This is a genomic window from Ruminiclostridium cellobioparum DSM 1351 = ATCC 15832 (assembly GCF_000621505.1).
Classification (GTDB): domain Bacteria; phylum Bacillota; class Clostridia; order Acetivibrionales; family DSM-1351; genus Ruminiclostridium; species Ruminiclostridium cellobioparum.
Genome location: NZ_JHYD01000046.1, coordinates 18,267 through 32,512, shown reverse-complemented (window position 1 = coordinate 32,512; position 14,246 = coordinate 18,267). Strand labels below are relative to the sequence as shown.

At 43.3% G+C, this 14,246-nt stretch carries 10 protein-coding genes, 1 tRNA gene and 1 riboswitch; of the genes, 7 read left to right on the top strand and 4 right to left on the bottom strand.

Annotated elements, in window-relative coordinates; all coding sequences use genetic code 11:
* Nucleotides 1-238 precede the first annotated feature (238 nt).
* Nucleotides 239-559 carry a helix-turn-helix transcriptional regulator gene (locus T344_RS0116445; protein ID WP_027629614.1) on the bottom strand — a complete coding sequence of 107 codons (321 nt, stop codon included), beginning with the start codon at nt 557-559 and terminating at the stop codon, nt 239-241.
* A gap of 120 nt (nt 560-679) precedes the next feature.
* On the opposite strand from T344_RS0116445, the gene T344_RS0116440 reads away from it, so the two are divergent.
* Nucleotides 680-1,324, top strand: coding sequence for a hypothetical protein (locus T344_RS0116440; RefSeq protein WP_027629613.1), 645 nt, complete (start codon nt 680-682; stop codon nt 1,322-1,324).
* Between the two features lie 202 nt (nt 1,325-1,526).
* Here the strand turns inward: T344_RS0116440 and T344_RS0116435 are convergent.
* Nucleotides 1,527-1,602 (bottom strand) — tRNA-Pro (locus T344_RS0116435).
* A gap of 310 nt (nt 1,603-1,912) precedes the next feature.
* Between T344_RS0116435 and T344_RS0116430 the strand changes: the two genes are divergently transcribed.
* Both T344_RS0116430 and T344_RS0116425 read left to right on the top strand, forming a co-directional pair.
* Nucleotides 1,913-2,632 (top strand): tRNA 2-thiocytidine biosynthesis TtcA family protein, encoded by a 720-nt coding sequence (locus T344_RS0116430; protein WP_034861891.1) that lies wholly within the window; start codon nt 1,913-1,915, stop codon nt 2,630-2,632.
* Between the two features lie 157 nt (nt 2,633-2,789).
* Nucleotides 2,790-5,639, top strand: coding sequence for a phosphodiester glycosidase family protein (locus T344_RS0116425; RefSeq protein WP_027629611.1), 2,850 nt, complete (start codon nt 2,790-2,792; stop codon nt 5,637-5,639).
* Nucleotides 5,640-5,771: 132 nt separating this feature from the next.
* On the opposite strand, the gene galU is transcribed toward T344_RS0116425, so the two are convergent.
* Nucleotides 5,772-6,644: a UTP--glucose-1-phosphate uridylyltransferase GalU gene (galU, locus tag T344_RS0116420; protein WP_004626484.1), complete on the bottom strand. Its 873-nt coding sequence runs from the start codon at nt 6,642-6,644 to the stop codon at nt 5,772-5,774.
* Between the two features lie 203 nt (nt 6,645-6,847).
* Nucleotides 6,848-6,977: riboswitch (FMN riboswitch) on the top strand.
* 153 nt (nt 6,978-7,130) lie between these two features.
* Between galU and T344_RS0116410 the strand changes: the two genes are divergently transcribed.
* Nucleotides 7,131-7,682, top strand: a complete 552-nt coding sequence (locus T344_RS0116410) for an ECF transporter S component (RefSeq protein WP_027629610.1) — start codon at nt 7,131-7,133, stop codon at nt 7,680-7,682.
* 229 nt (nt 7,683-7,911) lie between these two features.
* A complete protein-coding gene (locus T344_RS0116405; RefSeq protein WP_027629609.1) occupies nt 7,912-8,214 on the top strand; it encodes a hypothetical protein in 303 nt (100 codons plus the stop codon).
* Between the two features lie 268 nt (nt 8,215-8,482).
* Here the strand turns inward: T344_RS0116405 and T344_RS0116400 are convergent, their stop codons facing one another.
* On the bottom strand, nt 8,483-10,390 hold the full coding sequence (locus T344_RS0116400) for a glycoside hydrolase family 3 protein (RefSeq protein ID WP_027629608.1): 1,908 nt from the start codon (nt 10,388-10,390) through the stop codon (nt 8,483-8,485).
* A 196-nt stretch (nt 10,391-10,586) separates the two neighbouring features.
* On the opposite strand from T344_RS0116400, the gene T344_RS0116395 reads away from it, so the two are divergent.
* Complete coding sequence (locus T344_RS0116395; RefSeq protein WP_027629607.1) at nt 10,587-11,552, top strand: acetylxylan esterase; 966 nt, start codon at nt 10,587-10,589, stop codon at nt 11,550-11,552.
* A 223-nt stretch (nt 11,553-11,775) separates the two neighbouring features.
* Entirely contained in the window at nt 11,776-14,217 is a 2,442-nt protein-coding gene (locus T344_RS0116385) for a glycoside hydrolase family 94 protein (protein WP_027629605.1), read from the top strand.
* Nucleotides 14,218-14,246: the final 29 nt, after the last annotated feature.

Sequence of the window (14,246 nt, the reverse complement as noted above, 5' to 3'; positions counted from 1 at the left end):
AACTTATTGAACCATACCCCAAAACCGATACGGGTAATCCGACCAAGTGAGAGGACTTGGCGTCTGAACAACGTGAAAGACGCCTGTATTTTCCGCAGAAAATACAAGCGCCTCTTGGTCGGAGTGGCGATACAGAACTTTTTGAAAATCCCAGTAATATCAATGGTTTCATGGCAGTTGAAAAGAAGTATTTACATAAGAAAAAAGGTGCGCAGGAAATTCTGCGTACCTTTTTTCTTTATCCCCTGCTTTGCAAACCGTCAATGTATGCGTTTATCTTTTCTCTGTCAGTATCGCTTAATTGTCGGTATGTGTGTAAATGCTCAAGCTCACTAGGTGATAAGTCACTTTGTCTAATTTGCTGTTTTAAGTCAGACAAGCCCGCAAGATAGTCAAGTGAAACATTAAAGAAATCTGCAATAGCAATCAGAGTTTCTAAATCCGGTACTCTTTCACCTACTTCATATGCGCTGATAGTAGATTGAGAAACATTAAGTTTCAGGGCTAATCCTTCTTGATTTAGCCGCCGCTGTTCCCTTAATTCTTTTAATCGTAACACATTACCACGCTCCCAAATAAAATCTACCTCAAATCGTTGTAATCGTTACCCGTAAACGGTATAATTTATACCTGTAATACAGATATTCATTATATGCGACGAACGGAGGGTAAACTTTTTATGAAAGACATTCCATATAGTATATTAAAACAGGACGAACGCGCGTATGAGATTATGGTGCTCCGTGACCAGTATGGCAACACATTTACCGATATTGCAAGAGAATGTGAAATATCGGTTTCAAGGGTAGTGCAGATATATAATAAACTAAAGATTAAACAAATACGCTTGTACATCAATCATATTGCGGTAGTCTTTGGATATAAGGGCACTTCACAAGTAAGAAAAGTCTATGATGATGCTTACGAATGCTATCAGGAGTGGTCATATGCCTGTGCGTATCTGGAGAAGAAGTATAAAGATATTTTAACCGAATACAGGGACGGGGAACCGGGTATGCCGACACAATTTGTCAAGAGTATGCCCCCATTCAAGCCGAATTTGAGTAAGAAAACCATTGCCCGTGTTGTGGAAATTCGGGAGGTTGAAAAAGCGTCCTTTTTGGCTATAGCGAAAGAATTGCGTATGACACAAGCAAAGGCAAAACATACATATGAAATGTTTTATCATAAACAGGTGTTGAAGCTCATCAAGGCTTTAGAGGAAAAGGCAGAAAGCAGGAAAGAAAAAAACGCTATATGGGAGTATTATTTCAGGGGAAACAAAACTGCCAAAAAACGCTACGATATGCTAACGAAACAATAAGGCCAAGCGGGGCAAGATTTTTTGATAAAATAAATGTAATGACTTTTACAGAAGTACGCCTTAATTAAAGTATCTTTTAAGCCTTTATCCCCGCCGGGAGGCCAGTGGGGCATACGGGGAGACTGGTCTCGCCCGTAAGGCGCTTCGCGTCTGAACAACGTGAAAGACGCCTGTATTTTCCGCAGAAAATACAAGCGCCTCTTGGTCGGAGTGAGAGGACTTGAACCTCCAGCATCTTGGTCCCAAACCAAGCGCGCTGCCAATTGCGCTACACCCCGTTATATTCTGCTTTTACTTTCGCAAGTGCAAAAGTATTGTACTATAGCCATGATATATAAGCAATATGTGAAATATACACATATTTGAATTTATCACCACGTTTCTTTAGCATACTTATTTTTTCGTCTATTTATTATGTCCGATATAAATAGAGAAAACCAAGCTCTCATATCCCTTATTTGAAGTGTATTTAAGCACATTTTTCATATGTAATACAATTGAAATCTAATAAGACTTGAACCGTCATACGACTTTTTCTATAATAAGGAATAATTAGACAATTTAAATATTGCAAATGATTCTAAAGGAGTGGTGCTTATACAAAAAATTCTTGGGCAGGTCAGAAGAGCTATCCAGGATTATGACATGATTGGTGACGGCGACAAAATTGCTATTGGGGTAAGCGGCGGAAAAGACAGTATGACACTGCTTACTGCCCTGAAACAGTTGCAGCGGTTCTATCCTAAAAAATTTGAAATCGAAGCCATAAGCCTTACCATGGGAATAGGAAATGCCGATTTCACACCGGTTGCCGAGTATTGCCGCCAAATAGGCGTTAACTATACTATTGAAGAAACCCAAATAGGAAAGATTATTTTTGAATACAGGCAGGAGAAGAATCCCTGCTCAATGTGTGCAAATCTCAGGAGAGGAGCTCTGCACAATGTCTCAAAAAAATTGGGCTGTAACAAGGTCGCACTCGGACACCACAGGGATGACGCAATAGAAACCCTTTTGCTCAGTACTTTTTTTGAAGGCAACCTACATACATTTTCTCCGGTTACATATCTGGACAGAAAAGAGCTGTATCTTATCCGGCCACTTATTTATACAGAAGAAAAACAAATAAAGACCGTTGCCAAATCAGGACAATTCCCAATAGTTAAAAGTCCCTGTCATATCGATGGAAAAACCAAGCGTCAGTACGTTAAAGACTTGATTTATCAGCTTCAAAAAGAAAACAGAGATATCAAAAGCAATCTATTTGGAGCAATAAAGCGTGCCGAAATCGACGGCTGGCATGAGTAGCTCTTCAAGTTTATTAATATTCATATATTTATATGGGAGAAACAAGCTAGTGGTTTGTAAAAAGTTATATTGTCCGGGGAAATTTAACCGCCGGCAATATATGGATTTAAGCGCTGCAGGCCGCTAAGGTAAAAGTAATAAAGAAATGGAGATCACAATGCTTAAATACATAAGAAGAAGCCTGGCATTGATATTGATGTCGGCACTATTAATCGTTTCACTCAGTACCGGTGTTATAGCCGCACCTCTGGTAATCAACCAGACAGTGGAAAAACAGAATATAACCTCCGGAGTTGTTCTGGAACAGTACAACCGTTTCACCACCAGCGGCTGGATACGCACAAACGTGCTAAGAGTTGATTTGTCAAATGAAAACGTCAAGGTGGACAGCCTGATAAATCCAGCCGGAATTAAAAAAACCTCCACAGTCAATAATCTTGCAAAAAGCAACGGTGCATTGGCAGCCGTAAATGCATGCTTTTTTGACACCTCGACCGGCACTCCTTTTGGACCGGTTGCCGGAAACGGAGAGTTTGCAATGGCAAACGCCGGAGATAATTCCGATTATATAGCTACATTTGCCATCGATAAGCTGAACAGGACATTTTACCAATACTGGAAAACAGAAATCGAGCTTATAACACCCAACGAATCACGTAAAAATGTGGCTGCTTATAACAATTACAACGGATATTACAATTATAATATGTACATAGTTGATTCCAAGTGGGGCAGTACTACCCCCGGAGTTTCAAAAAAATATCCAGTGTGGACCGAAATGGTTGTTGAGGATGGTGTTGTAAAGGAATTCAGTGAAAACAAACCCGGAATTCCCATTCCCAAAAACGGATATGTTGTAATGGCAACCATGGGAAATGAGAAATTCCTTACAGATAATTTCAAAGTGGGTGATCCGGTCTCTTATGAGATAAAGCTCAATGTGGACAACAGTCAGATGCAGATGGCCCTTACCGGCGGTTCCATGCTGGTTCAGGGCGGCAAGGTCGCACCTTACTTTACCCACTCTGCTGCCGGAGAATCCAGACAGCCAAGAACTGCCGCAGGAACCACAGAGGACGGCAAGACTCTCCTGATCGTAACAGTGGACGGCAGGCAAAAGAATGACAGCATCGGCATGACCCAGGCCGAACTGGCCGAATATATGAAAGAATTGGGCTGCGCCAACGCAATAAATTTTGACGGCGGCAGTTCAACTACCATGGTGGCCAGGCAGGAAGGTGATACCGATATCACAACCGTAAATACCCCTTCGGAAGGTTTGAGAGGTGTGTCGGCATCCCTTGGAGTATTTTCAATAGGACCGCAGGGTCCGGTTGATTCCCTGCTGGTCAGTGCCTATGAGGATTATGCTTTTGTTAACACAGCAAGGGCATTTACTGTCAAGGGTGTTGACAAATACCTTAATCCGGTTGCCATTGACAGCAAGGACATTGAGTGGTCTGTAACAGGAGTCAAGGGTACTTTTGAAGATAATGTCTTTACTCCCACAACGGCCGGTCAGGCTGTAATAACCGCCAAAATAGGAGATTCGGTAATAGGAACCTGCCCTCTGACAGTATTGAGTGCTCCTGTAAAATTGGAATTGAATTTGGACGTATTAAATACCTCTCCCGGAAAAGCTACCACCTTTGCTGTAAAGGGTTGGGATAAAAATGGCTTCAGCGCAAGCATACACCCCTCAAATGTGAAATGGAGCGTTCTTAACAAGGTTGGAACTGTCGAATCCAATGTATTTACTGCGGGTAAGTCTGGAACAGGCTATGTGTCGGCCTCTTTTGCCGGAGTTTCGGTTTTCTGTCCGGTATCCATCAGCCAGCCCGGCATTAAAAAGGTTATAGAAGATTTCAACAGCAGTACCGCTCTAAGCGTTGATCTGTCGGCCAAAACCGTAACAGCAAAGTATGATCCTGCGACAAACGCATACAAGTCGGGTCCCTATTCTGGAAAATTGACCTATGACTTCACAAAGGGTCTTCAGGAGAACCGTGCTGCATACATCAACCTTCCGGGCGGCGGAAAAACTCTGGACAGTACCGCAACCAAGCTGGGAATGTGGGTCTACAGCTCAAATAACAAGCCTTTGTGGATCGGTGCTATTATAAATGATAAAAAAGGTACTCCCCACTATAAGTATTTTACAAAGGACGTAAACTGGACCGGATGGAAATATCTCGAGATGTCGCTTGATGATATCAGCGGTCCGGCAAAAATAACAAAGGTTTATGCAATTCAAACCACCAAGAAAAAGTCCTCAGGTACTTTGTATTTTGATGATCTTACCATGGTATACTCCGGATATCCCGAGGTTGCGCCATCAAAATCGGCTGTAACTACAGTCCCAAAGGATGACACCTATAAGGACCGTACCGTATCAGGCACCGATTCCTTAAGTTTTTCAGTTTTTGGACAGTCGGTTGGTTATGACAAGAATAAAGACAAGACACAGACAAGTATGCTGAATTCCCTGGCTGCTAAAATAAACAAGGAAATGCAGGCCTCTGTGGTTGTTGGCAGCTATGACAATCTATGGCCTTCTCTTAAAGTTCCTTCGCTCTCTACCACGGCAAGTTACAAAGCCATGGACAAGAACGGCAGCAGGCTCATACAGCTCAATACTACAAAAGGCGGCTTACGTGCTACCGACTATAACGAGTGGTTCTGGTTCAAAAACCAGCTCAGCTCCTTTACCGGTAATAATCTGTTTATATTCCTGTCCCAGAATCCTTCCAGTTTTAATGATACCAAGGAAGGCCAGGTTCTAAAGGATATGCTGGCAGATTATAAAAAGCAAAATCCCGGAAAAAATGTCTGGGTATTTTACAAGGGCTCCTCTAACTCCAGTTACATGGACAAGGGAGTAAAGTATATTACTACGGCAGGTTTCGACGCAGCCGACTTCAGTGACAAAAACAAAGCGGCCGCAAAATATGTGTCGGTTAAAGTAAAAGGTGATACTGTTACATATCAATTTAAAGCATTAAATTAATGAGTTACCAGCTGATATAAAAAATTACACAGTAACCCAAATCAAAATAAAGCAGCAAAAAAGCTGTCACGAAAATATGTTAAAACGTAATTTCGCGGCAGCTTTTTAATTCCGGTAAACGGTGTTCAATTTTTATGGCAATCTTTCTACTCTGTCTTTCAGGAAGGCTGTGAAATCCTCACTCAGCTCCTCCCTCTTCAGTGCGAATTCCACTGTGGCCTTAAGAAAGCCTATTCTGTCTCCAACATCAAATCTGTCTCCTTCAAAATCGAAAGCATACATGGCCTCGCTTTCCATGAGCTGCTGAAGCGCATCGGTGAGCCATATCTCTCCGCCCTTGCCGGGAGTGGCCTTTTCGAGGAATTCAAATATCCTGGGAGAAATAATATATCTTCCCAGCATTGCAATATTTGACGGCGACTGATCAACCTCGGGCTTTTCAACCAGTCCCTTGACCTTGTAGACTCTTTCATCAATCTGGCTCCCTGCTATTATTCCATATTTGGACACATCGGGAAGGGGTACTTTCTGGACTCCGAGAATTGTTGTCCTGTACTCGTTGTAAACATTCATCAGCTGCTTTATACATGGCGTTTTGGAATCAACTATATCATCGCCCAGCAGGACTGCAAAGGGCTCATCTCCTATAAAGGATTTGGCGCAGTAAATAGCATGTCCCAGACCTTTGGCCTCCTTCTGCCTGATATAGTGAATATTCGCAATACCCGATATCTCTTCGACGCAGCTTAAAAGCTCATGCTTGCCTTTCCTGCGGAGTTCCTCCTCCAATTCATAGGATTTGTCAAAGTGATCCTCAATGGCTCTCTTATTTCTGCCTGAGATGATAAGTATATCCTCAATGCCTGCTGCAGCGGCTTCTTCAACTATGTATTGTATTGTAGGCTTGTCCACAATAGGAATCATTTCTTTAGGTGTGGCTTTTGTAGCAGGTAAAAACCTTGTTCCAAGACCTGCCGCCGGAATAATCGCTTTTCTTACCTTCATAACTCCTCCAGATTACTTTATTTATATTTGCTTATATATTTCCAATTTTAACACATTTACATTTTATCTAACAGACATATGCAAATTATTACCCTAAAATATAAAAAATTGTGAGTATATAGTTCTTGACGCTTTTTTACTACCAGTGATATAATTTTATCAATAAACAGGAAAAATATTATAGTATGATTAAATTTAATATTGCGTATCTTCAGGGCAGGGTGGAATTCCCTACCGGCGGTAATATGCAGTTGAATGCATTAGCCCGCGAGCGAAAGCAGACATGGTGAGATCCCGTGGCCGACAGTACAGTCTGGATGGAAGAAGAATTGGCGTTTAAAATGCTTTTTGGGCTCTGTGGATTATTTTATTCACAGGGCTTTTATATTATTTATATTATAAGTAAAAAATGAAGTTGGAGGCGTACCTGAATTCTTCCTTTCAATTCTGTAAGAACGCAAATAAACCTGGGGGGGTATTTTTTGTATGAACAGCAGTAAAATTAAACAACTGACAACAATGGGAATTTTAATAGCCATTTCCATAATCCTGATTATCTCACCGCTGAGATTCCCTTTCCCGGCGGCACCGTTTTTGGAGTATGATGCCGGAGATATACCGATTCTTATGGGAGGCTTCATATTCGGACCTCTGGCCGGTATACTTCTGAGCGCCGTTACCTCGATTGTCCAGGCTGTGACCGTAAGCAGCGGCAGTGGCTGGATTGGCTGCGTTATGCACATTTTCGCCGCTTCTGCCCTGGTTGGGATTTCCTCGGCGATTTACTCAAAAAACAGGAACATGAAGGGATTAATAATAGGTTTGTTCTGTGGAACTCTGGCTATGACAGCTGTGATGATTCCGCTGAATCTGATCTTTTATCCGCTTTTTGCAGGCACACCGGTTGATGCGGTCATTTCAATGATTGTCCCGATACTGTTGCCCTTTAACTTAATGAAAGCCGGGATCAACTCTGTCATTTTCCTTCTAATTTTTAAATCGGCAGGCAGCCTTCTGCTCCGAATAGTACAAAAGTAGGGAAATTTTTAAAAACCTCTTGTATTTTATTACTATTATGCATAATATTGTGATAGTTATTTAGTAAAAATAGAAATTATATATTTACATTAAATACTTTAGCACGTATTATAATATATAATATCAATTATTTTTAAGTGACTGGTCGTGCTGGCCTTATCACAAGGGGACTTTTGACCCGATTATCTAATAATATGCTATAGTTAATAATTGCGGGGTGATATTGTTTATGGAATTTTGTAACAAGTGTGGTTCATTAAAGATTAACGGCAGCTGTACAAACAAAAAATGCGATCAGCACATTAAATCCATGGTGGAATTAGCAACCGCTCAGCAGGTCGAATATATAAAAGAACTTGCCGAGCAATTGGGAGAGGATATCAGCGACGTTAACCTGGAAGCTATGAGTAAATCGGAAGCTGTAGACCTTATTGATGATTATCTTGAAAGATTGGACGACTCTGAAAAAAAACTGACCACCAATGATGACGCTCTTGATGATGATGATTTGGATGAGGAAGAAGAATTATAAAAATATCCGGTAGGACGGTTTAATAGAAGGCGGGGATGATTCCCCGCCTTCTATTTCATTGTTGATAACTTTTGGATAACTGTTAATTTCTCATGTGTGGATATGTGAAATATCCGGGCCAAAACCTTGTATAAATATCTGAACATACTGAAAACTCAAGCGTCTAGTTGTTATGTCAATGTTATTTATTTGCTCCGTCTACCCTGTGGATAATGTGTATAAGTCTGTGAATAACGTAAAATTACATGGCTGGGACAACTGTGGAAAACTAGTTCTTCACATTCAGTCCATATCCATATGGGAAAAGAGCATTGTAACCATCCGATTGCTTATAGAGGGTTATAGGCAGCTGCTCCAGATTCCGCGGCCAGGTAACCGGCAGTCTCGCCGTAAATTCAGCATCTCCATAAAATGCCCTTGCAATCACTCCTCCCTCTGTTCCCGGAAGCCATGCCTGTACCAGGCCATCCCACCTGTCTATTTCATCGGTTATTATTCTTGGACGTCCTGAGACCAGTATTACAATTATTGGTTTTTTGGCGGCATACGCAGCTTTGAGAGTTCTTTCATTATCGGCCAATGCAGTTCCGTTGACAAGATCCATGCTGTCGTCATCCCCCTTCCCCTCTGCATAGGGGTATTCTCCAAGTACGGCAACAATAATATCGGCCTCTTCGAGTTTTGCAATATCCGTTATTATTTTATGACCTTTTTTGCCTGCAAGCTCTTTAAAACCGTCTAAGATTGTGGTGCCGCTCATCCATCGTCCATCTTCATTATCCATGCCGCCCTGCCAGGTTTTTGTCCATCCCCCGCACTGAATACCTATATTATCTGCCGCGGGCCCTATAACAGCTATGTTTTGATTATTGCCGAAGGGTATGATGTTATCCTTGTTTTTTAACAGTACCAGCGATTTCAGTACTGCTTCCTCTGCAATCTGCTTGTGAATTATATTACGGAGCGAATATTCATTTGCAGGTATTGAAGAAACGTTTTCAAACTTTCCCATTTCCATCTTCACTCTGAGGACCCTGGCTACAGCATCATTTATACGCTCGGTACGTATGTCGCCATTTCCCACCGCCTCAATCAGCGCTTCATAACATTCCCTCCACTGGGACGCCTCCATGAGTACATCAATACCCGCATCAACAGCCAGGATCACCTTGTCGTACAAGCTTCCACCCTTGAGCTGGTGAATTCCTTCAAAATCACTTATCACAATCCCGTTAAAGCCCATATCGTCCTTGAGCCGGTCCTGTAAAAGGTACTTGTTCCCATGGTTCTTCTCATTGTTAATGCTGCTGTAGGACACCATAATACTTTTAACTCCTGCATTGATGGTTTCCTGGTATACAGACAGGCATGTATCGTTCAGGTCCTTCTGGTTTATATTCACGTTCCCCTGATCCATCAGGTAACCGCTGTCTCCCGTTCCGTAGCTTACCGCACCGTCAGCCACATAGTGTTTTGCACAGGCTACCACACCGTTCTTCTGCATGTTTGTAATATACGGGATGGACATTATGCTCACAAGATCGGGATTCTCACTGAAGCTCTCATAGCTCCTTCCCCACCGTATATCGTTGCTGACGGCAACACAGGGAGAGAAGTTCCAGTCAATGCCGGCTGCATTGAGCTCCAGTGCCGTGGCACCTGCTATCTTGCCCGCCAATTCGCTGTCACTGCCTGCCCCCAGCCCAATATTATGTGGATATATCACGGTATTCTCAAGATTATTGTTACCATGGACGGCGTCTATGGCAAACAGGAGCGGAATGCCCAACCTTGTATGGGCGGCGGCAGATTTATATTCGTCGGTCAATTTGCGCCACTCCACCATGGTATTTTTCTCAGGAACCGACCCTCCCGCCGCCAGAACCGACCCTATAAAAAACTTCTGGATATCTTTTGAGGAAATAGACCTTCTCTCAACCTGAAGCATCTGGCCTACCTTTTCTTCAAGTGTCATTTCATTAAGGAATGTTGAAATATTCTCATCGACAGATTTCTTTTCATCATATAAGGATTCTAATTCATCGTATCCGTTGTCCGGCACCGAAACATTCACTCCTGGTACCACACCGGCTCTTTCACCGGAATCGCTGCAGCTTCCTGTGAATATTGAGATAAGTAGCAGCATAACCAATACAACAGCTTTCTTATTACCCATGATTCAGCCTCCTTACCTGTACACTTCTATATACTATATTATAGAATTTTGAAAAAATTAGCAATATTAGGAATAAAAGATATAGAATAATAGTGCTTAACAACTAATACTCAAGTCTAAAAAGTCTTGTTACAATAAAATGGCAGGGGTATAATTGTATTATTATTCTATTTTGTAAATTAAGGAGACTAATATTATGCTTCAGCCTTATGATCTGCCTCTTGAGCAGTTAAAGAATTTTAAACCTGAGCTGACAAAACAGCCTGACTTTGATGATTTCTGGAGTAATGCTCTCAATGAGCTGTCTAAAATTCCTCTTAAATATACTTTGACACCATTTGATTATCCGGTTAAAGGGGTAAAGGTTTTTACACTAAATTTTTCAGGCTTTAATAATGCCAATATACAGGGTTACTTTGCTATCCCTGACAAAGAGGGCCCCCATCCCGGCCTGATGCTGTACCACGGTTATAACTGGGCCATGGACGGCTGCGTGGGAGATACCGTAAACTGGGCCTTACATGGCTATGCAGCTTTTCAGATGCTTGTCCGCGGACAGCAGGGTTATAGCTGTGACAATGTGACTTCCACCACCGGAGGAGTTTCAGGCTGGATGACAAAGGGTATCCTTGATCCCATGGAATACTACTACAGAGCGGTATATCTGGATGCTGTCCGGGCGCTGGAGGTACTGGCCGCCATTGATAATGTCGACGCCAAAAGGATAGGCGTACACGGAGGGAGCCAGGGCGGAGGACTGACGCTGGCGGCGGCGGCACTGAGCGGTATACCTGTGGTTGCTGTTGCTGACTGTCCCTACCTCTCAAACTTTGAGAGGGCTATAGACATCGCTCCAAACGGCCCCTACAACGAGTTCAACGAGTATTTCAGGAGAAATCCCTCTCCCGAAATTGAAATACGGGCAAAGAAAACTCTTACATATTTTGATGTGATGAATCTTGCACCCAGGATAAAATGCCATACCTGGATAAGTTCCGGTCTGGTGGATGACATAACTCCTCCTTCAACAGTTTTCTCAGCCTACAATCAGCTGACCTGTTCAAAAGAAATAGCCGTTTTCAGATATTTCGGACATGAATACATGCCCGGAGCTACAATACCGAAGCTCCGCACTTTGATGAAGTATCTGCAGAATGAATAAATGGATTGCTCAAAAGTACATACCTGAAATTTGTATAGTTAATCACAAGTGTTTTAGCTACGATTTCAGGTATGTACTTTTAATAGAGTTTCAATTTAAAAAATTTATATTAAAAATGTTTGGAGATTTATTCAAGTTATGGTATCATTTCCTCATAGCTTTGAGTTTATTATTTTTTTAATAACTGTGAACACGGTTTTACTGATTGGAGGTATTAATTCCGATGCAATTTGGTCAATTTGATGAATTTAACAGGGAATACGTCATTACCCGCCCGGATACGCCTGCACCCTGGTGCAACTATTTAGGTTCGGTGGATTACGGTGCAATAATATCCAATAACGCAACAGGCTACAGTTTTGTGAAGTCAGGAGCCTCCGGGAGAATTACCCGCTTCAGGCTAAACTCCAGGTCCAACGATCAGCCCGGGAGGTATATCTACATACGCGACAATTCCGACGGGGATTACTGGTCTGGGTCATGGCAGCCTGTGTGCAAGCCTCGGGACTCGTATAAGAGCGAATGCCGGCATGGGACGGCCTATACAACAATAAAGTCCCAATACAGGGATATTGAAACCAATACCTCATATTTTGTTCCCCTGAATAAATTCCATGAAGTATGGGGCCTAAGGATAAAAAACAGCGGAGCATCTGCAAGAACGCTGTCTGTCTTTGGAATGGTCGAGTTTACAAATCATGACCACTATGAAAATGATACTGTAAATCTGCAGTATTCCCAGTTCATCAGCAAAACTTATTTTAAAGGGAATCACATTCTCCAGGTAATAAACGAAAATGGCAGTGAAGCAGCCGCTGATGTTGACGGAGGCTGTGATGCAATGGGTGATCCCTCCTTCAGGTTTTTCGGAGTGGCCGGGGCTGAGGTGGCGGCATTTGACGGTGAAAGAGACGTGTTCATAGGCAGCTATAGAAATTATGGAAATCCTGCGGCTGTGGAAGCCGGAAGATGCTCAAACACACCCGCTTATAACGGTAATTCCTGCGGTGCCCTCCAAATCGATATAACCTTGAATCCCGGCGAGGAAAAAGAAATGATTTTCCTGCTGGGTGCCGGAGACGGGGAAATTGCCAGGGAAATCATCAACACCTATGATACCGCCCTCTCAAACAATACCGATCTGGCGGGGCAGCAGCTGGGGGAGTTAAAGCATCTCTGGCACTCAAGGCTGGAAAAGCTGCAGATAGATACTCCCGATGATAAATTTGACAACATGGTCAACGTCTGGAATGCGTACCAGTGCTTTATAACCTTCCTGTGGTCGAGGGCGGCCTCCTTCCAGTACTGCGGTCTGAGAAACGGCCTGGGTTACCGCGATACCGTTCAGGATATCCAGGGTATAATTCACCTGGATCACAGGCTGGCAAAGGAACGTCTCTGCCTCATGCTGTCGGCCCAGATTTCAAACGGGGGAGGTCTTCCTCTTGTAAAGTTCGACCATGTCCCGGGAAAAGTTGAAACCCCCGATGAATCGGAATATGCCAGAAAGACCGGACAGTCCTTTTACAGGGCGGATGATGCTCTGTGGCTTTTCCCCACGGTTATGACCTATATCAAGGAAAGCGGGGATTGGAACTTTATAGATGAGGTTATCCCCTATGCCGACAGAGAACAGGCATCAGTCTATAACCACCTTAAGCAGGCAATACAGTTCAATCTGGACAGACAGGGCCCCCACGGCTTTCCTGCCGGCCTCTTTGCCGACTGGAATGACTGCCTGAGATTGGGAACCAAAGGCGAATCCATGTTTGTTGCATTCCAGTTATACTACGCCCTGTCCATATTCAAGGATTTTGCTTCAAGAAAAGGGTATGGTTCTGATGTGGAATGGGCTGATAAGCATATGGAGAGATTAAGCGAGGCCTTCGACGATTTTGCCTGGGAAGGGACCCGGTATGTCCGAGGCTTTACCGAGGCCGGTTACACCATAGGCTCAAAAGACAACGAAGAGGCCAGTCTCTGGCTGAATCCGCAAACCTGGGCCGTCATCAGCGGCGCAGCCGGCGGGGAAAGAGCCGGACTTGCACTTGAGCAGGTGTACAGGAAGCTCAATACCAAATATGGTGCCATGCTTTTCTACCCTGCATTCAAGAAGTTTGGGCTGCCTGTTGCCAGGATGGTACTCTTTAATGAGGGAACAAAGGAGAATGCGGGTATATTCTCCCAGCCCCAGGGTTGGCTTATTCTGGCCGAAACTATTGTGGGCAACGGCAACAGAGCTTATGAATATTTTAATGAAATTAATCCTGCCGCCATGAATGAGCAGGCCGAAATCAGGGTGCTGGAGCCCTATGTTCACGGTCAGGCAACCGAAGGCATCGACACCTTGAATCACGGCCGCTCGCATGTGCACTGGCTCACCGGTACGGCCTCAACAGTGATGGTTGCCGCTGTCAACGGAATTCTGGGACTCCAGCCGGACTATGACGGAATAAATATAAATCCCTGCATTCCTGCTGCATGGAAATCCTTCAGTATGACAAAGATTTTCCGCGGAAAGCTTCTTAATATAGAGGTGGATAATTCGGCAGGCGTTGAAAAAGGAGTAAAGCACCTGATTATTAACGGGAAAAAGCTTGAGGGCTGCTATGCCGCATTCGAGGGGCTTTCTGATAAAAATGATATTTTGGTGGTTATGGGATAAAGCAATGAATTTATGTCAATTGGATAAAA